The 20,155-nt window shown below is 47.8% G+C and carries 15 protein-coding genes and 1 pseudogene; 1 reads left to right on the forward strand and 15 read right to left on the reverse strand.

The features are described from left to right. Positions 1 to 191: 191 nt before the first annotated feature. From CRO25_RS07570 to sbnA, 15 genes and pseudogenes are all read right to left on the reverse strand, one after another. A complete protein-coding gene (locus CRO25_RS07570) occupies positions 192 to 1,193 on the reverse strand; it encodes an ABC transporter substrate-binding protein (RefSeq protein WP_079694522.1) in 1,002 nt (333 codons plus the stop codon). 180 nt (positions 1,194 to 1,373) lie between these two features. Further along, entirely contained in the window at positions 1,374 to 1,748 is a 375-nt protein-coding gene (locus tag CRO25_RS07575) for a hypothetical protein (RefSeq protein ID WP_079694524.1), read from the reverse strand. Continuing rightward, complete coding sequence (locus CRO25_RS07580) at positions 1,741 to 2,433, reverse strand: PolC-type DNA polymerase III (protein WP_179132108.1); 693 nt, start codon at positions 2,431 to 2,433, stop codon at positions 1,741 to 1,743. Before CRO25_RS07580 ends, CRO25_RS07575 begins: the two co-directional genes overlap by 8 nt. Positions 2,434 to 2,478: 45 nt before the next feature. Then, positions 2,479 to 3,066, reverse strand: coding sequence for a histidine phosphatase family protein (locus CRO25_RS07585; protein WP_063563361.1), 588 nt, complete (start codon positions 3,064 to 3,066; stop codon positions 2,479 to 2,481). Beyond that, a complete protein-coding gene (locus CRO25_RS07590; RefSeq protein ID WP_079694526.1) occupies positions 3,063 to 5,372 on the reverse strand; it encodes a class I SAM-dependent methyltransferase in 2,310 nt (769 codons plus the stop codon). The genes CRO25_RS07585 and CRO25_RS07590 overlap by 4 nt, the downstream gene beginning before the upstream one ends. Positions 5,373 to 5,415: 43 nt before the next feature. Then, the gene (locus tag CRO25_RS07595) at positions 5,416 to 6,228 is read right to left on the reverse strand and encodes a phosphotransferase family protein (protein WP_079694527.1); all 813 of its coding nucleotides are present in this window, start codon (positions 6,226 to 6,228) and stop codon (positions 5,416 to 5,418) included. A gap of 76 nt (positions 6,229 to 6,304) precedes the next feature. Further along, entirely contained in the window at positions 6,305 to 7,891 is a 1,587-nt protein-coding gene (locus CRO25_RS07600) for a helix-turn-helix domain-containing protein (protein WP_179800935.1), read from the reverse strand. A gap of 57 nt (positions 7,892 to 7,948) precedes the next feature. After that, positions 7,949 to 8,956 (reverse strand): iron ABC transporter permease, encoded by a 1,008-nt coding sequence (locus CRO25_RS07605; RefSeq protein ID WP_072732527.1) that lies wholly within the window; start codon positions 8,954 to 8,956, stop codon positions 7,949 to 7,951. Continuing rightward, on the reverse strand, positions 8,953 to 9,954 hold the full coding sequence (locus CRO25_RS07610; protein ID WP_079694528.1) for an iron ABC transporter permease: 1,002 nt from the start codon (positions 9,952 to 9,954) through the stop codon (positions 8,953 to 8,955). The genes CRO25_RS07605 and CRO25_RS07610 overlap by 4 nt, the downstream gene beginning before the upstream one ends. Positions 9,955 to 10,246: 292 nt before the next feature. After that, entirely contained in the window at positions 10,247 to 11,218 is a 972-nt protein-coding gene (locus CRO25_RS07615; protein ID WP_179132109.1) for an ABC transporter substrate-binding protein, read from the reverse strand. Positions 11,219 to 11,352: 134 nt separating this feature from the next. Continuing rightward, the gene (locus tag CRO25_RS07620; protein ID WP_079694920.1) at positions 11,353 to 13,419 is read right to left on the reverse strand and encodes an IucA/IucC family siderophore biosynthesis protein; all 2,067 of its coding nucleotides are present in this window, start codon (positions 13,417 to 13,419) and stop codon (positions 11,353 to 11,355) included. 22 nt (positions 13,420 to 13,441) lie between these two features. Continuing rightward, positions 13,442 to 15,316 (reverse strand): IucA/IucC family protein, encoded by a 1,875-nt coding sequence (locus CRO25_RS07625; RefSeq protein WP_079694530.1) that lies wholly within the window; start codon positions 15,314 to 15,316, stop codon positions 13,442 to 13,444. Between the two features lie 42 nt (positions 15,317 to 15,358). After that, the gene (locus tag CRO25_RS07630) at positions 15,359 to 16,582 is read right to left on the reverse strand and encodes a type III PLP-dependent enzyme (RefSeq protein WP_079694531.1); all 1,224 of its coding nucleotides are present in this window, start codon (positions 16,580 to 16,582) and stop codon (positions 15,359 to 15,361) included. After that, positions 16,573 to 17,592 carry a 2,3-diaminopropionate biosynthesis protein SbnB gene (sbnB, locus tag CRO25_RS07635; protein WP_079694532.1) on the reverse strand — a complete coding sequence of 340 codons (1,020 nt, stop codon included), beginning with the start codon at positions 17,590 to 17,592 and terminating at the stop codon, positions 16,573 to 16,575. Before sbnB ends, CRO25_RS07630 begins: the two co-directional genes overlap by 10 nt. A gap of 27 nt (positions 17,593 to 17,619) precedes the next feature. Continuing rightward, positions 17,620 to 18,607, reverse strand: a pseudogene (sbnA, locus tag CRO25_RS07640) (2,3-diaminopropionate biosynthesis protein SbnA). Positions 18,608 to 18,852: 245 nt separating this feature from the next. Here sbnA and CRO25_RS07645 point away from each other — a divergent pair. Then, positions 18,853 to 20,142 (forward strand): MFS transporter, encoded by a 1,290-nt coding sequence (locus CRO25_RS07645; protein ID WP_179132110.1) that lies wholly within the window; start codon positions 18,853 to 18,855, stop codon positions 20,140 to 20,142. The last annotated feature ends 13 nt before the right edge of the window (positions 20,143 to 20,155 follow it).

Below are 20,155 nucleotides of genomic sequence, written 5' to 3' on the forward strand. Positions count from 1 at the left end.
GGATATCGACTTGGCTATAATCCATGTATTTCATATGTTGAAGTATGCATAACCAAGGCTTGGGAATCAGTTGTACAATCGTGGGACACATATTCATCTTCCTTAATTGAGAATTGTTATCATTTACAACAGTGTAAACGAAAAAAGAAAGCTCTTCAACCCTGAGGGAAGAACTTTCTTATGGAAAAGGCTTATGGCGTCATTTTTTGCAAGAGATCATCAATCTTCAATGTGTTTGCCGTAATCGCACCTGATTGCCAATACGATCTTTCCATCATGTACACATGGTTGTTTTTGACTGCCGGGAGAGATTTCCACAACTTGCTATCCAGCACCTTCAAAGCTTCCTTGTTCTCTGGAGATGACCACTCTCCATTGGATGGAAATACAATAATGTGATCCGCATCAAGCTCTGGAAAAGCTTCTTCGGACAGGATTTCCTGATATTCTTCCATGTTGCCGACCAATGGATGAGGTGTTAGACCAAGCTCCGAATAAATAAATCCGGTAAATCGATTTTTCACACCGAACAATGCCAATGTATTATTGCTGATATTCAATCGGACAACCGCTACGGTCTCATCCCCATCTGCTTCCTGAAGCTTCGCCTTAGCGTCTGCAATCTTGGCTTCAAATGCCGCAACAACTTCTTTACCCTTGTCCGGTTTACCAACAACATCCGCAATGGTCGTTAAAATTTTATTGGAATCCTGTAGAATATCTTCAGGCAGGCGATACGTCGGTGCCACCTTTGAATACATCTCATATTTCTCCATGTCCACTCCGCCATCCACAATGATGAGATCCGGATCATATTGCAATAAAGCCTCAATGCTTCCTGTAGTATCAAATTGAGGCACATCCAGATCCAGATATTCCTGCACTCCCCACAACGGGTGATACCATTGAACTACCGGTGTAATATCCAGTGCTTTCAGATAATCTTCAACATAGATACCAGCAATCCGCTGCGGATGCACCGGGATCGTCACATCACCGAATTCATCCTGAACGACACGTGTCTCTGCTTCTTTTTCTGTTGTTTCAGATGTACTGCCATCCGAAACCGTTGTCTCAGATGCAGGAGCCTGTTCTGCTTTTGACTCAGAATTTGCACTACAGCCCGATATTACTACAACCATGAGTAGCAGTATGATCGTCCACCCTTTGAAGCCTTTACTGAACCTTACCATGATACCCTTCACCCCTATGTAATCTGTTGTTGTATCGGTGAGAACATATTTTATAAATAATGATTATCATTCTCACTCAATGCTTAGATGAATTGTACCTTATGCTGTGCAAAACTCACAATACACATTCGAAGCTATTTTTTTATACAAACGAAAAGAATATACAACCGTCACCCCCGCTTAACGCAGGGTTAATGTACCTTGTTGATAACGTTCAAGTAATTGCTTAACAAATAAATTCTGCATTTCATCCTGTAATAGAGCAGCACCAATCAAACCAATATCATCACTGACATATCCCGCTAGTTCCGGATCGCCCGCAAGAGCAATCGTTCGTTTGAAAGCCAGTTCCCTGCAAACACGAAGCACTTCTTCTTCCACGACGTCAGAATTCTGAGCAAACCGTTCAAATGCCTGCATCCACTCATCGGCAAATGCGGAAGCATCCCGTTGATCCAGATAGGCTTCCACTTCCAGTCCTTCGAATGTCTGCTGATTAATAATCAGCCCCGCATTCAAATCAGCCAGCAATTTATCCGCATCCACTCTACTCATCTGGCTTCCCTCCTCCGATCGGTGCTGTTAAATACATCTCAGGAATCACAAAACGCTTCATCTCACGTTCGCTATCCGCAGTAAAATGATCCAATGCAAGAGCCTGATATTCGTTCAGGACATGTTCAAATATACGAGCAATCACACCACAATCGGCCAAGGCATTGTGCCTGTGAATTCCGTCTGTATTCAGTTCATAATACCGGATCAGGAAATCGGTAGAGATGACCTCGGAGATTTCAGGATGAATATATGTAAACATCGCTTTTGTATCCAACACCGGATTGGAAAACATAATCAGCCCATTCATATCACAATGTCGTTTCAATATGGGCAAATCATACTCATAACCCGCCTGCGTGACTAATACCTTATCCCCGATGAATTCCAGAAAAGCCTGGTATGCTTCTGCAAATGAGGGAGCCTGGATCATATCCTCATTTGAAATACCCGTTAACTTCGCGACCGCTTCCGGAATCGGCCTAGAGGCGCGTACAAGTGAAGTGAACGTTGAATCAAATGATTCTCCTTTTTTGTAGTTCATTGCACCAAATTGGGTCACACTCTCCTCTGCCGGGTTAATTCCTGTGCCCTCTAGATCAAATATGCAGTACATCCTATCTTGCAAGTGAGGGACTTTTAGCTCTTCAACAGTGTACGTATCCGGCATAAACGTAATCTTCATTTGGCTCTCCCCCTTTTTCATCTATAGAACGCATATCTCAAAGAACTACACCTGTTCTTCCCACAATCGTGTTACCTGAACCAGCCTACCATCACGATCAAACTCCAGTTTGTAGATGTCCGGCATCGTTGTGTTTGCCCAGAAGTCATAACCATAGGACGGATCATAATAATTGAAAATCAGGGTCATGATGTCCCCATGGGTGCCAATCACTATTTTTTGTCCCGCATGCCTTTCCAGAATTCGCTGTATAACAGCGATTGCCCGCGCCCCAGCGACTTCACCGGATTCTCCACCTGAATAAGCAAATGCAGGATCATCATAGAGCCTTTGTTTGGCTTTCCGAAAATGTTCATGCTTCACTTCAGGACCTGACAGCTCACGCTCACGCAAATCCTCTTCGGTGACCACAATGCCACCTGACACTTCAGCCAACCCCTGAATCGTATCCACGGCCCGTCTATACGGGCTGGAATAAAACGATTGTATCTGCTCCCGGTGGAGCAGACCCGCGACGGTCGCCGCATCCCTTTTTCCTTGTTCCGTCAGACCTCGCTCGCGTTCCTGCCCTTCCATATATTCAGACTGCGCGTGCCTTACAAAATATAAAGCCGTGTTGGCTTCATTCGTCATCTGTCCGCCATTCCTTTCTTCTTTTCAATCACAATTAGGCAAGTGCTGTCTGGCAAAGGTGCAGGTTGACCCTGTTCATCCATAAATATAATTCGTTCTCCAAGCGCCTCCGTATATCCTTCCTGAAGAAAGTGCCTGAATGTAATAATCTCGGCTTGCTCACCCAGCGCTTCGCGAATACAGTGCTCATATGCCGATGGGGTAAATATGCCAAATTGCTCCTGAATCTCATGGACATATGCTTCTTCGCCCCATGTATAGGTGTACAGAAATTCCATAGCATCGTTAATATCCAGCACCGCCTCGTCCTCAGAGATCTGCTCAAATTCAATGCTGCGTCCCTGGAAATCCTGCGCATACCGCTCCAGCCAGCGCATCCCATCCGGTTCAAGGAATCGAATTCGACGCTTCTGCGCTTCGGGTTCAGTCATGATACCATCCCTAATCAGAATCCGGCCCCCGGGTGACAACACGTTAAATGAACTTCTCAGCGCAGCAACGACCGTATCGCTGTTAAAGCTTCGTCCGTCACGTTCAATATACGAATACAGTTCATGCAGAATGGATGAAAAAATAACCGTATCCACCGTGCCTGACTGCACGTATTGATCCAGTTGGAGAGCATCCCCCTTCAATACTTGCCAGCGATGTGCCTCCCGCTGCTTTTTGCGCTCCAACGCCTCAATGACATTCGCTGAAATATCAATGCCGATTGGTTCCATCTCAGGTCGTTCCTGTTCAATCAGATCGAGCAATATTCCGCCGCCTGGACCGATATCGAGCACACGTTTGCCAACCATATAATCCAGCAGTACTTTCTTGTAATCACCTGAGCTGTTCATGTCGGCCAGATACGTCTCTTCATTATGGAACCGATCATACGCATCCCGACGGAGTCCAAACAGGTCAAATAACAACAGCACAGCCTTTTCGTATAACGGAGACTTTTCTGCCTCAATACAAAATGCAATCAGCTTCTCAGCCGCTGGCGAAAATTCAAATGTCACAAACACCGTATCCCGCAAATCCGGATGCCGTTCAATTCGATGTGTCAAATGAGGGTAAGTAATCGTCTCACCTGCTTCAATCTGCTCCCAAGAATATTGCTCCAAATACTTTTCAATCATTCGTTTCTTGTAAATATTCAGTTTCTTGACACCCTTATAATCGTAATACATCGTGTTCATTAATGGTTCGAAGCTGATATGCCTTACCACATCCAATTGTTGCTCCTGCGAAGTCGAATTCGAGCCCACTGCTTCTTCGTCGGCTACTATGCCTGTACCTGTGCTGTTCATAATCAAATCATCTACAGATAACACCATAGCTTCACTATGCAGCGTCAAAAGGAAGATCTTAACCATCTCCTGCAACGAAAAATCATGCATCGCTGACTCCACATACCATAAGGTCCGATGAGCCAGAGGAGCGAGACGTTTCTCTATCTCAAGCTGGTCTTGAAGTTTGGCATATGCTTCATCTATCGCTTCTCCTTGACGTATAGAGGAGCTCCGTAAGCGTGACAACCGCTCCTTCACATTCCAGTCCGTATGATCCGGCTCTGTAATGATCCAGCCTACGATACGCTGCACTTCAGCCTGAACTTGATTCCAAAGCGATGGATCAACGCCAGCAATGATGCATTCATTTAATGCGATCAGGATGGCCTGCAATTCATCTGCCGTCAGCCACCCTTGCGTTATGAACGAGTGCAGTGGGGCATTTTCGGCAAAGGGGATTTCTCCTCTTATGTACTGACCAATAAGTCCGTGTGTGGCAATAAGGGTACGAATGATCTCATACCGAGGTGGGAGTGAACCATATGCTGTTTGCACAATTTGTGTACTACCACTTGGATCATCAATTGATAAATCACTCGGGGATTCCAATCGAGATGAATGTTTCTCCTCACGATGTCCTTGCTTGCCATGCAAATGTCCAATACTTCCGTACATGTCATATACCTGTGCTGAACCCACATTGTGCACGAACAGGTTAACCCCCTGTTTCTGCCATTTTCGCCGCTGTTTCGGTGATCCTGCCTTTGCCGTTTCCGACCAGACCAGCACATCCTCCAGAATTTCTCGCATCCAAAAAGAAACCTGAAGCTGCTCCAGCACCTGGAGTGTGCGTTCTACGTAATCCAGTACCGGATTCGTGCCTTCCAGCTCAGCTATAGAATGAATGCGTTCCAGGTTAATATTCGGCTGCTCTGCCGCTGCCAGCAGCTGCAGCCACAGTGGCTGCTCCCCCTCCGGGAGATGGCCTGACTTGTAAGATTGTATGGCCTTTAATGCGTTCAGCATGAATTTCTTCACCTCGTTATCCTTGTTAGTTACACTAAATATGTCATTTCAGCAGACGAATACGATCCTGCACAAGCTTAATTAACTGATCCGCTTCCACTGTAGGTAACCTCTCGTCTAGACGTGCAGCCGCGACAGGCAAAATCCAGGCATCCAGCTCCTGGCGAGATATCCCGGAAATCTGGATGTAATGTTGGATATAATGATCCAGCATTACATTGCGAGCCAATTCAAATCCCTTATGAACAGCCGGGTCTGTATCCTCCGGCAACGTACCGCTCATTAATATTACCCAGCTTCGTGCCACATCACCCGCTGGATCACCCGACATGCCTGTCATCCAGTCTATAACCCAATATTGATCTCTCATTTCATTTAACATGACATTATCGGGATGAAAGTCGCCATGACAAATTTGCTTTCGCTCTGGAAGCGACGACATATAATTGATAACCTGCACCTTTTCTTCTTCCGACAATAGAGAGGTATTGCGAATGGCCCCAGTAAGAATCTGCTTTTGTGTGGGGAGTGCTCCTTCATCATCCTGTTGGGCGTGAAGGCTATGATGACAGACTGCCATTTGACGCGATAGTTCTTCGATCAACGAGGGTTCCTGAATCATAAGGGATAACATCGTGTTGCCTTCAATCCGTTCAAATATAATCCCTTTACGCGATTCATCATCCATATACAATCTTGCCTGTGGCACAGGTAGGCCCTTTTGGAATACTGCCTCGGTAATTCGAAACTCATTCTGGACGGCTTCGGCAGGAAAATCCGCATGGTATAATTTCATAATCTGATTTGATGGGTACTCATAGATCTCAGCCGTTCGTCCTTGCCCAATACGTCTCATTCTTCACTCTCCCTAACATGAGTAGACTACCTATTGCAGTACGATCCCTGTTGTAACGCTACCAGTTCAGTGCTGTTTATCGCTGTTGATGTTCACCCACGGCTGCCATCAATTCATTCATGATTCGTTGTCTCCCCAGTGGAGTCCAGCTCATCACAAACCAATTGGGAATGCGCTTAACTTTTCCATCCTTCACCGCCGGAATCTGGGGCCATGCTGCCGTTCTGGTCAACTGGTCATACATTTTGTCACTACCGGCGAGAATATGATGATGATGAATTAACAAATGTTCCGTCTCCAATACAGGCATGGCCTCCGGTTGCAGCTCCATACGCCACAGTTCTGCTGGAGCCTGATTACCCGGGCGCAGACCAAGCTCGCCGTATACCAATTCATTGAGCGGATGATTCACCCTGCCCTGAATGCCAATCGTCCGGTGGCTCACTTGCATGATAGTGATCCGTTCCTGGCCCAGTATCCGGCGCAATGTCTGGCCTGTTGTCTCAGTCTGCACATCCAGACGAGTCAGCATCTCCGCAGCCTCGCGTTCCCGGTTCACCAACTCGGCAATTTTCTCAAAGTTTCCTTTCCAGTCCCACACAGAGAAATCCAGAAATACAGGCGCAGCCGTTTGTTTAAACTGCTCTCTGAACTCTGTATGATAATGATCGGCGATGATCATATCTGGATTGCACTGCTCCAATTCCAGCAGTTGGCTGTGCAATTGTTCCGCATACTGTTCATTGCTCTGTCCTGGATATTGGAATAAATCCACCACACAGACCGGCTCGATTCCAACTGATTTCAGATGGTCTCCGAATCCGAGTGAGGATGCTACAGCCACCTTTAACTTGCCTCGCTTCATATATAATGTAGGGGATACACCCACCATGCGCTGAAACATGCGACTAAAGTAAAATTCACTTCGAAACCCGACTGCAGCTGCCACTTCCTTCACTCGACTGTTCTTTGTATTCAGCATCTGTTTTGCATGGGTCATGCGCACATTGCTCAGGTACTCGACTGGTGGCAGACCTGTTTCACTTCGGAACAAACGTGAAAAAGCAACCGGCGGCATGCCACCTGCTGCTTCAGCCAGCTGTTCAATGCTTACTTTGTCCGTATAGTGCTGCTCCATATAAAGGATGCTCCGTTCAACCCGTTCATCCACTACGGTATCCAGCTGTTCCGGTTCATTCTTCATAATATTCTGGATCAATTGCTCTAACTGAATTCTCAAATTCAATGAATCCCGATTTCGTTCTTGCCGACTGTGATGATACAACTGCACGATCTGTTGGAGGATCTGTTGTGGATGATGAACGGGAATATGCCCTGGTGAGAGTGCACCGGATAAGGATAGGGAAGGCAATGTTTCATATCTACCTCTGGTCTTGGTTAGCCGAATCGGTTCAAACCATACACCATAATATTCGAACGTACTACCTTGTTCCGGGAATTCCACAATCATGCCGGGTACAAGCAAATATAACTGGAGAGGACGAACCTTCTGTAGCGCACCATCCAGTACAACAACCCCTTCGCCCTCTGTAATAAAGCATAATATGTATACAGGAACCCGAACATGTTTGGCTTGTCGGGTCATGGGAAACTTTCGTTTACGTACTGAAGATAAAAGATAGATTAGATTGGCTTCGTTCACATATGATGGCATGAAAAAATGCACCAGCCTTTCTTGCATTCTGAATCCTTTTCTTCATTATATCCCTCTGCGTCGTAACAGCAAATACATCATATACGGAGCCCCAATAATCGCCGTAATTAATCCGGCTGGAATCTCATACGGAGCGAACCATGTCCGTCCGGCGAGATCTGCGAGCATGACGATCAGTCCTCCAAGCAACGCCGCAATCGGCAAGCGAACCAGACTCCGGCTGCCTGCCAGATGTTTTGCCATGTGAGGGGCCATTAAGCCGACAAATCCAATCGTTCCTGCCATCGACACCGCAGACCCGGCGAGCCCTACGCTCATCAGAAGGAACAACACCCGCATCGTCTCCACCCGCAGACCGAGTCCAGCAGCCGACTGGACATCCAGCAGAAACATATCCAGCCATCTGGACATCCATATTAATAGAAGAAACAGAATCAGCAGCCACGGCATTAAAGGCCAAAAGTGTTCCCACGTTCGTCCGTATAGACTGCCTGCCATCCACACAGAAGCCTGGGAGACCCGGAATATTTTGCCCACCGTCAGCAAATATGTGATTAACGCACCTGCCATTGAAGAGATGCCCACACCAATCAGCAGCATGCGAACCGTGGAACTCGCCTCTCCTTTTCTCCATGACAATCCATAGATTACCGCGGCCGCGAGAAAGGCTCCAATGAATGCAATCCACGGCATATGACGCATTGGAAAAGTAGGAACCAGCACCATGACGGCAACCACCGCCGCAGCCGCACCCGAATTCAGCCCAATCACGCCAGGTGATGCCAGAGGATTCCTCGTAATGACCTGTAGGATTGTACCCGCCAATGCCAGACCGCATCCAACCAGAAAACCGGTCAGTACCCGGGGCAGCCTTAACTGATGAATGGTGAAGTGATATTCCTGATCTCCCCTGCCTATCAAGCTACGCAATACTTCTCCCGAAGGGATGGAGCGATCTCCCAACATCACATTAAGCACAAGCGCTCCCACATTCAACATCAAGAGGATCAGAATAATGGTGAATGCACGTCTCTTTATAATAGAAGAAATCATATCGATCTCTCCTTTCTTTGGGCCAGATAGATGAGGAAAGGAGCACCGAAGAAGGCTGTAACCACCCCAACAGGAATTTCCTGCCCCGGCAACACAAATCTCGCCCCAATATCTGCTGTGAGCAGCAGTAGTGCTCCGAGAACAGCAGAGTAAGGAACTACCCAGCGATAATCACTGCCTGTTATCGATCTTGCAATATGCGGAACGGCCAACCCGATAAACCCGATGGGTCCGGCAAGTGCGACGGCACTGCCAGCCAGCAGAACAATGGCGATAATACAGATGATCCTAATCATCTTCATTCGCTGTCCTAATCCTTGAGCCACTTCATCTCCTAAGCCAAAAATGTTCAATTGACTGCTTAATGCAAACGCACAGATGATGCCAATGATCAGATAAGGCAGAATTTGAATAAACAGATCAAGATCTCTGCCTGTTAATGAACCCGCCAACCAGAAACGCATCGTATCCAGGGACTGCTCATTCAGGATAAGAATGCCTTGTGTCAATGAAGCAAATAACAAATTTAATGTAGCCCCTGCCAGAACTAGCTTGACTGAAGATAAGGGTTGTCTGCCTGTGGAACTGAGAAAGAAAACCAGCACGCCTGCAACCGCGGCCCCCAACAGCGCAGACCATGCAAATAATTGCAGAGACGTCGTTCCCAGCCAAAAGGAAGCAAGCACCGCGGTAAGTGCCGCGCCATAATTAATACCGAACAGTTCAGGGCCTGCCAGAGCATTGCGGCTAATCGCCTGCATTAGGCACCCGGCCACAGCCAGTGAGCTGCCAACCACTGCGGCAATAACCGCTCTTGGCAGCCTGACGGTTTGAATAATCAGGTGTTCACGCGATCCGTCAAAGGCATAGAACGTATCCACAACTGAACGCAATGGAATCTGTACGATGCCATACATGATGCTGAATAGAAACGCGAGAAGTGTCAACACGATGATGGTTGCTAAACCAGTGATTTTAAACCTGGTGTTTGTGTTCATTTTTCTACGCCTCCAACCTGCATGCTGCTTGATTTATGTACTTCAATATGTTGTATAAATCACTTGAAAAAACGAACTGTCAAAATTTTTCCTTCTATTATATAAGAACAAATATAGAGCACGAATATAACATGGAACGAGACCTATGCAGAAAAATCAGAAAAATTGGATCGTCACATTCGACGACCCAATTTTACAGTTAAGCTATGACCACTTGGAAGCATAATTGCAATTGATAAAGTGCTGATTTCGCAATCCATTGTCTCTGGAAAAGGTCCTGCATGTTTTGCGTTTAGTTGGCTACATAGGTGTTCAGGTCATCCACGACCTTGTTTACAGCCTGGATGCCCAGGCCACTCATCCAGTACTCCCAGTCAACCGGGTGCACAGCTTCGTTTTGGACTCCTTTCAAAGTTGCCCACAATTTACTTTTCTCCAGCTTGGCGAATGCATCCGGCTCACGGTTAAACCAGAAGATTACGTCACCATCGAGATCAGCAATCTGTTCTTCGGTAATATCCTTGGAGAAGCCTGCATCCTGCTGTGCGGCGGGACGAGTAATTCCGGCATCTTCCATAATCGTACCTGCAAAGGTTTCTTTCAGATAGACCTGAATTTTGTCTTCACGGGGACGGAACAGCGATACTTCCTTGGCATCTTTGCCTGCAAGCGTGGATTTCAATTCCTCAATGCGCTGCTGATATGTATCCAACAGCTTCTTGCCATCTTCCAGCTTGTTTACTGCATCGGCATGAAGCTGCAGATTTTCTTTCCAGGTAACCCCGAGTGTTTCTACAAACACCGTAGGCGCGATTTGTTTTAACTGGTCATGGATAGCATCATGTGTATCCTTATTACCAATGATCAAATCCGGCTTCAGTGCATCGATAGCCTCCAGGCTTGGTTCATTCACCGATCCGATATTCTCAATGCCTTCTGTGCCTTTTAGATAAGCCGGATACGGATCGCCTGCTGTCAGGATGGAAGGTGCGCCTACAGGTTTAATGCCCAACTCGAGCAAATTATCCAAGGCCCCAATGTCCAGTACCACAATTCGACTTGCATTGGTTGGAACCTCTACCTCACCATATGCATCTTTGACGGTACGTGTATCGCCAGTATTGGCTACGGTTTCTTCTTGCTTTGGTTCGGTTGGAGCGGTTTCCGCTGCTGAACCATTGGCTGCACCCGATCCCGAATTTCCACAACCCGCTAGCACCAGCATCAGTACCGCCAGCATAGCAAAATGTACCCATGATTTCATTCCAATCCTCTTTCTCTCTACTTGCATCCCATCCAACCCCCTGATCCTATTTAATAACCTAATCAATAATGATTATCATTATTAAAACAATATCCCACAATTCCAGTTTCTGTCCATGCAATATTCTTTTGATCTCATATACTATTTTTTAATTCATCCTCATCAGACCCATATTTATCCATAATCATGTGCTCCAGTGGATTCGGAACTTGATGAATACGCAATTCATGATCTGGAAACAAGCGCCGCTTCGTCAATTGCTCTACTCCGATCTCAGGATCAAACAAGGAATACAATTCGTACCGTTCATGGAATTCAGGGAAACGCTGTTGATAGTCGGTAATGATCTTACGAACACTGTTCCAGAAGGTCTGCTCTCTGATCTGGTAATGCTCCTGCATGAACAAAGCCAGTTCCCCAAGATTGATAAAGAAAAAGGCATCATGTATGAAATCCCGCACTTCTGTCGGTTCTTCCGTCTCCAGGAATGAATTACGGTTCACACGGCGATGATATTCCGGTACCTCGACAAGCGCTGGACAGAGCTTTGGATCGGCAAGTGCCTCTCTTGTAAATCGAATTCCATCGTGAAAATCCTTCAGCGCAACGCGTGAGGGTCTGCCTTCCCGGTGAATTAGCAGCATATTCTGTGCATGAGACTCTAGCGCAATCCCATGAGCGAATAACCAGTGAATGAGCGGTCGTACCGCAGTCAGCAACAGCTCGGACAGCCATTCATCAGCACCCAGCTTTTTCACCCAAGGATCAATCACCGGGCGCCCCGCATAGTCCAGTGTAGACAATGCATTAAACGGAATCGCTGATTCACCCGGTTCCAGCCGGGAATGTACACTTTCTCTCCAAATGCAGGACAACACACCATACGAGAGTGGCTTCAAAACATCCGGTATCTGATGATTGTCGTATGCAACGCCAGCAATCTCTCCCAAAAGAATGACTCGCAGCTCATCTCTCAAGTAGGGATCTTGCTTGCTAATTCCCTGCAGCCAGTCGGTAATGCGAGGTCCATTCTCAACCGTATGTGGGGCGATCACCCTGCCAGTTGATGTATTGATCATACTGAGCGACAGCTTCAAATACGGTGAATGGGGACGTGATCGGTTAGCTAGCGTGCGGATCGACTGTTGAGCAGTATATCGGTCTTCGCTGCTACCAAGCGGTACGATGCTTCCGTTACGAATATCTTCTGCAAGTACAGAACTGATCGTTGTTCGCCATTGCCACGGATGGACTGGCATCAGCACATATTCTGCCGGATCAGCACCCATTTCCTGTAGTGCCGTGAGGAAGCGTTCCAACACTTGTTCGCCAAGTTGATCCTGAAGCCATTCCCTTGTAGCCGGTCCATGTTCATTCGTGCCATGACTTATCCGTGCGTTTTGCTTATGAATTCCGACCCATATCGGTTTAATACATCCGCCGAACTCGGGGCCATATTCAAGCTGATCTTCAATTCGGAAGCCGATACGGGATTTATAACTTGGATGATATGGATGACCCTCGATGATTCCACTTTCCCAGTCTTCATCGGGAAGAGCATGTAGATCAGTCTGTAGATCAGCCCGTACATATCGCGCCAGTGTGTCATTGATCAGCGTCTGCTCCAGTTCTTTAACAAAATGTAGCAGCTTCCCTTCATCGGCGCCTATCGCTGGTCCAACTTCCAGCAAAAATAGAGAAATCGACTCCGCTTCTTGGCCGGCTGTAGTTCCAGGCAGAATAGGTTCTCTCTTTTGAATGCTGTTACTTTCCGAAGCCGGAGTCTCATCCACATAGACACGTCTTGTAATCGGTTCATGGTTCAACCGCAAACGACCAAAGGTAAGATGCCCTGTTCCCTTGCATGCGTAGATGACCCGTTCACCATTCAGCCCTGTACCCTCCATTTCCCAAACGTTGAACCCCTGCTCCTCCCTTGAGGTATATTCCATAACACCTTCGTACATCAAGGATTCAACCAACTGTCTGAATATGCGTCTGCGTGCATCGGTATAGTGGTATGAAGACAGCGCTGCGGTGTACAGTTTTCTTTGTTGATTTTGCCAATGCTCCTTCTCCACTCCAAGTCTAGAACTTGCAACAACATTTTCTGGATGGCTAAAGGAGTCCTCTCTGCAAAACGGTTGCCTCTCCTGATCCTCATCATGGCTCTGATATTCAGATATTCTCGTACTTTCCATGCGCATGCTCTCCTCCCCCTGATTAATTCTGCCGAACTGGCCTGTAGACATGCAGTGGATTACTTACCCGATGCACACAATCCCCCGGCCCTTCATGAATTCGCCGTCTAGTCAGCTGTTCCACTTCGATCTCGGGTGCAAAAACGTCAAACTGTTCAAATCGCGCCAGTAACTCCGGGAACCGCTCCTGGTAATTCAAAATCACTTCGGCAGCCATGCGCCACCATTGCTTTTCGCTCAGGTCAAAGTGCTTCTCCAGGAAAAATGCCACTTCGGTCAGATTGATAAAAAGTAACGCGTCCAATATAAAGTCTTTCACCTCGGAAGGGTCTTCTTTCTCCACAAACGAATTGCGATTCACCCGCTGATGGTTGGCAGGTGGATATTCAATTTCCGGGTAGCCAAACGGGTGAGGAATGGATGGGCAGTAACGGATACCGTCATGAAAATCCTTAAGAGCAATCCGGCTGGGCCATCCTTCTTTCAGCACGATGATCATATTTTGCGCATGTGATTCCAGCGCCGCCCCATGTGCGTACAGCAGATGTATCAGCGGTACCACCGCAATATTTAGCAATTGCCGGGTCCAGCGATCCAGGCCATATTCATTTATCCACGGTTTAATGACCGGAGTGCCCTGCTGATCGAGATGACACAGAGCATTGAATGGCAAAGCCTCTTCTCCTGCCATTAAGCGCGGATGCAGACTTTCCCGCCAGATAGCCCCGAGTGATCCGTATATTTTTTGCTCCAGCATATTGGGCAGTTTCTGGTGATGGTACGATACCCCCGCAATCTCCTTCAGCACAATCAGACCAAGCTCATCCTGTAAAAACGAATCTTCTGCCACCACACGACCAAGCCAATCAGAGATACGGGCCGCATTCATGATTGTGTGCTGTGCGAGAATTCGACCGGATGACGTATTCACCATATTCAGCGGCAGTTTGACATACGGTTTATCACGATGACTCACATTCGTCAATGTGCGAATGGATTGTTGAGGACGGTAGGTGTCACCTGCTTGACCCAGATACACAATCTCCCCTGTTCGAAGTTGCTCCGCACACGCCACCGATATGATTCGCTCCCACTGCCAGGGATGCACAGGAACAAATACATATTCGTCCACACTTGCATCCCCATCCGTATTCAACTTCACCTCGGCATCAGCAACCGAGTTCAATTTCAAGTTCGCAGATGATATAACTTCCTGCAAAATCAACTTGAATGTCTGTAGCTCCTGCCCCAGCTCGTTATGGATAAACTCAGCATACATGTCCAGTGAAGACGAAATAGATATTTGGGCTGCATCCTGTTTAATCGCAATCCAGACCAGCTTGAATTCCGGTCCGAACTCCGGTCCATAGGCTTCATTGTCAGAGAGCGTGAATCCAACTCTGGATTTGTAACAAGGATGATACGGATGCCCTTCAATCAGGGCAGATTCCCACTCGTCATATTCCGATACCCGAGGTTCGGGCTGACCAGCACGCCATCGCACAGACAGCGTGTCCTTCAGATGGGTTTGCTGAAGCTCATCCATGAATTGCCCCAGCTGAGCTTCGGATGTGGCAATATGCGCAGCCATCTCCAGTAAAAAACGAGGAATGGAATCTGCTTCCGCTCGATCTTTCGATGTTACCCGCATAATTGGTTTATCTGACAACCGAATGCGGTTAAAGCTCTCTTTTCGTACAGCCCAAAAGGTGTATTCCACCTTCTCTCCTGTCTCCGTCTCCCCTCGCAGTGTATACTCTGCCTCCGCATAAGGCCCGATCACCGGTTCATTCAAGATTTGCTCATACAGAAACGACTCCACCAATTGCCTGAAAATACGTCGCCGCACCATTATCCACTCATCGGACCTGACCAATGCTGCTGTTAGACCGTTCATATGACACCTCCCATGATTGCACTGCCTCAAACCGTTTACGTGTTAATGCAAATAAATGTGCTGCGGATGTGGATGACTCAAAAAGTCATGATGCGAGATCGCCCAGCCATAAGCACCCGCATATTGGAACAGCAAAATGTCTCCTGCCCGAACCCCGCTTGACGTAATATCACTTGCCAAAATATCTTTCGGAGTACATAGCTGGCCTGCCACTGTAAAAGCGTTTTGCTTCACCTCGGGTCTGTCATACGGATGCGTCCAGTTCTCCACCTCAATCACCTCGAACGGATGACTGTGCTGCCAAGAAACGGGTAGGCGAAAATGATGTGTACCGCCACGCACGATGACATATGTTTTGCCGTGGTTGACTTTAACGTCCAGCACCTCGGTTGCATAATACCCACTCGATGCCGTAAGGTAACGCCCACATTCGAACAACAAAGTCGTTTCCGAAGGCAGTTCCTTTTGCAATACCGGTGCAATACCATTCACAAATGTGTTCCAGTCGAACTGTTGCTCCAGATGCGCATAGTTCACACCAATTCCACCCCCGGCATTCAAATACCGAAGCGTGAAACCATATTGCCTCGCCCAATCCCGCGCGATGGTGCAGTAATACTCAATCAGTTTCACATGCTGCTCCGCATCTAGATTGTTCGAAAGGGAGTGAAAATGAAACCCTTCCACCTGAATATGTGGCAAGTGTCGGAGCTGGTTCATGACTTGTGGCAGCATGACCTCGTCGATTCCGAACTGGGTCGGACGACCGCCCATCGCCAGTGTCGCCTGAGGCAGTGGACCTTTCAGGTTAATCCGCAGCAATACGGATACCCGAACGTCATTTTGACTCGCAATCTCGTTCAGCTTGTTTATCTCATGCATACTTTCCACATGAATAAGCTGCACTTTATGCTCTATCGCTCCCCGAAGCTCTGCTTCTGTCTTGCCTGGTCCACCAAACAGAATCGGAATATCCGCTGAGACTTGTCTCACCTTCACGATCTCGCCCAAAGATGCCACTTCAAAACCATGAACTACAGGGGCCAGCGCTCGAAGCACCTCTTCTTCCGAGTTGGCTTTGATGGCATAGAACAGCTGACTAGATTCCGGCATGGATTGTACACGCTGATGCACATGAGCGACGAGTGCTGTTACATCCCGGATGTAGGCACATACCGGTTCGGTCTGCTGTTCTTTCAGTGCCAATAGGTGCTCACGAACTCTTGCAACCTGAGGCATACGCCCTGTCTTCAGTTCTATAGCCATAAACGTGTGCCCTTTCCTTGTTCAACGGCTCTTGTATACATCTCTGCCGCACTGGAAATATCCTCAATCGCCATCCCCATCGGGTTCAGCACAATAATCTCATCCTCATGTTCGCGTCCTGGCTTTTCCCCTATCAGGATCTCGCCGAGTTCAGCGTGAAGCTGCTCACGGGAGAATTTGCCCTCCAGCACCAGCTGATTAATAATCTTTTTCTCCCGGTTGGATTGATCCCAATCGTCCACGACTACTTTGTCTGCCTGCGTAAATACATCCTTGTGCAAATCCATGATCGAGATGTTGCTGACAAATGTACCTTTGGCAATCCATTCATACGGAATATGCGGCGATGAGGCTACCGTAGCCGTTATGAGTACTTCCGCTTGTCGTACCGCTTGTTCTGACGAATCTTCCACCCGTACTTCAACCTGATCAAAACGCGAACTAATTTCATCGGCAAGCTGGCGGGCCGTATCGGCATTCAGGTCATACAAATGGATGGTCCGAATGGAGTCAAATTGTTCAAGCAGCGAGGTGATCTGCATTCTGGCGATCACCCCGCAGCCAATCACGCTCACTGTGCGGAAACCTTCTCTGGCTAAATACCTTGCCCCGATAGCTGTAACTGCCGCCGTACGCATCCCGCTGATCACGCTGCCTTCCATCACCGCCACCGGATAGTTGCTTTCCGGATCATTGAGGATAATAAGAGCGCTTGCACGTTCCTTATGACGCTTGGCCGGATTATCATGTTTGCTCCCAATCCACTTGAGACCACTGATCGCTACATCGCCACCCACATACGCAGGCATCGCAATAATGCGATCGGCAATATGACCGCTCTCCTCGTTAACCCGCAGATAAGGCTTCAACGGTTGCACGATATCCCGCTTGGCATGAAGCTCCAGTGCACGGGTTACTGCTTTGACATATGGCTCTGAATACAGCCCTCCCAGATCTATAATATCCTGTTTACTCATATACAAAAGGCTATGATCCTGAACGGTACTCATATCTGATCTCTCCTCCGAGATAATTTTTTATATACTCTTGATCGTTTGGCTTGGCGGTAATTGATTAACCCATTGCTCGTCATACACACTGTCCAGATAACGTTCTCCACGATCTGCGAAAACAGTAACCACCTTGGCTGAAGGCCGCAAGGTTGGAACCAGTTTTTCCAGTGCAGCAACCAGTGATCCGGACGAACCTCCTGCAAAAATGCCTTCCCGTTCCAGCAGCTTCTGGCAGCCCAGCACAGATTCCCGATCGTCCACATGAATAACTTGGTCAATCTCGTTCGGGCTGAATAACTCAGGGATACGGTTGGCGCCGATACCCGGCAATTCACGCTGACGTGATGGTGTGCCAAAAATGATCGAGCCAACTGCATCAACGGCTACGATTAGCGCATGCGGATTTGCCTCTTTCACACGGCGGGATATGCCCAGAATACTTCCAGTCGTACTCACTGCACACACTAGTACGTCTATCTGTCCATCCATCTGCACCATGATAGTGAGCTTGCCAGTTCAAAGGGTTGGCATACTGGTTGATCCAGTAACCTACCGGGTCCTGACTGGCTAACTCCTTGACCCTGCGAATACGGGATTGCAAATAACTTCCGTGTTCGTCCGGTTCAGTAACCATGTCAACCTGTGCCCCGAGGTAGGTTATCATTCTCAGATTGGTCGATGTGATTTTTGGATCAACCACACAGGTGAATTTCAGTCCATATCGTTTGGCGGTTAATGCGAGACCAATTCCCAGATTTCCTGAAGTGCTCTCGATGAGGTGTGTATCCGGTTTGATCGTTCCGTCTCGCAGACCCTGCTCGATAATGTATCGTGCAGGTCGGTCTTTCATGCTGCCGCCGGGGTTCATCATTTCAAGCTTGGCATACACCGACGCTCCTGAAGATCCGAACAGAGAATTCAAGCGAACCAGTGGTGTTTGACCGATACAATCGATAATGGAATCCGCAACTTTTAACGATCGATCCTTGATTTGCAGGGTACTTTGTTCCATGTATTTACACCAGCTTTCTGGGCATATTGTTGTCCAAAATCGCTTTATTGATAATGATTATCATTTTCAAATTTGGACACAGGGCCTATTATGCATATCCTTTTTTTTCCTGTCAACACTAAAATTTTTGGAAAGTTTTTGAAAAAAATTAAGATTGACATTGAGAATCATTCTTGATAATCTGATCAGCAATTGGTCTCAAATTGCCAAAATCAAGGTGGTGAAGTAGACACATGATGTCGCAAATGGCATGGAAACAGAGCGTCCGTATTTTGTGGGGTGGACGCTTTCTTTCCAGTGCCGGGCTGACTGGAATCAGCCCTTTTATACCGTACTACATGGAGCATCTGAACGCGGGAACGCCGGAAGAAGTGCTGATGTGGACAGGTCTGTCCATATCTGCGCCTGCTTTGTCCTACGCACTTCTAACCCCTTTTTGGGGTAAGATCGGAGATCGTTGGAGTCGAAAATGGATGGTTGTCAGAGCGCTGATCGGACTGGCCCTTAGCATGTTTCTGATGGGCATTGCCCAGACGCCCTTTCAATTCTTTTTGTTCCGTCTCTGCCAGGGGGCTTTCGGTGGCATATCTGATGCGAGCAGTGCGTTTGTGGGAACCCATGCCCCTGACCAAAAGCAGGGTTCTGCGCTCGGACAGTTGGAGCGGGCATCGGCAGCAGGTCTGCTCGTGGGACCACTGCTAGGAAGCATATGTGTAAACACATGGGGAAGTCGTCCGCTATTGTTCATTACGGCCTCGTTGACATTGAGCTTTGCTGTGCTTGCCGCAATCGTATTAACGGGGGCGACGACGCATCGGACTCGTCCAGCCAAGAACAATACTCAAGTATCTCCTGTGGAACAGCACCAGCCTTCGGTCGCTATGTTGAACAACCATAGCAAAAATACAAACAAGAGTGGAATTATCCATGCCTTCGTTTCGCTGATTACACATCCGATTGCCCGAAGACTCGTTATCGCAGGCATCATTTTCAAGCTCGCAGATTTTGCAACATTTACGATGTTTACTCCGTTTATTCGTGAAATCGTCCCTTCCTCAGGTGCAGCTGCGCTTACCGTCGGGGTTCTGCTCGCGATGTCTTCGGTTGGTGAATTGGTTGGCGCATCGTGGTGGGGTAAGCGAAATGATCGTTACTTACCCGAACGCAATCTCCGGCTGGCTGGTTTGTTATGCGGCTTGTGCCTGCTTGCACATACACTTCCACTCGGGGTGGCCTGGCTGCTGGTTGTACGTTTTCTGCAAGGATTCTTCTACAGTGCCCTATTGCAGACGGTCATGCTCAACGTGCTCAAATCCTCCACCGATCAGGATCGGGGCGTGCGCATCGGAGCTACCAACAGCATGTTAATGGCTGGTCAGATTGCCGGTCCGTCCATTGGGGTTCTAATCGGAGGTATCTGGGGAATTCCAGCTGTATTTCTTGTCATGGGGACAGTCATGCTCGCCGCTTCGCTTGCTGTACGCCGCCCAGCGGTTCATGAGCCAAAAGCTCCCGTACAACTGCCACTCCAATAATTTGTGAAAGGAT

Source organism: Paenibacillus sp. RU5M, from assembly GCF_900221055.1.
Taxonomy (GTDB): Bacteria; Bacillota; Bacilli; order Paenibacillales; family Paenibacillaceae; genus Paenibacillus; species Paenibacillus marchantiae.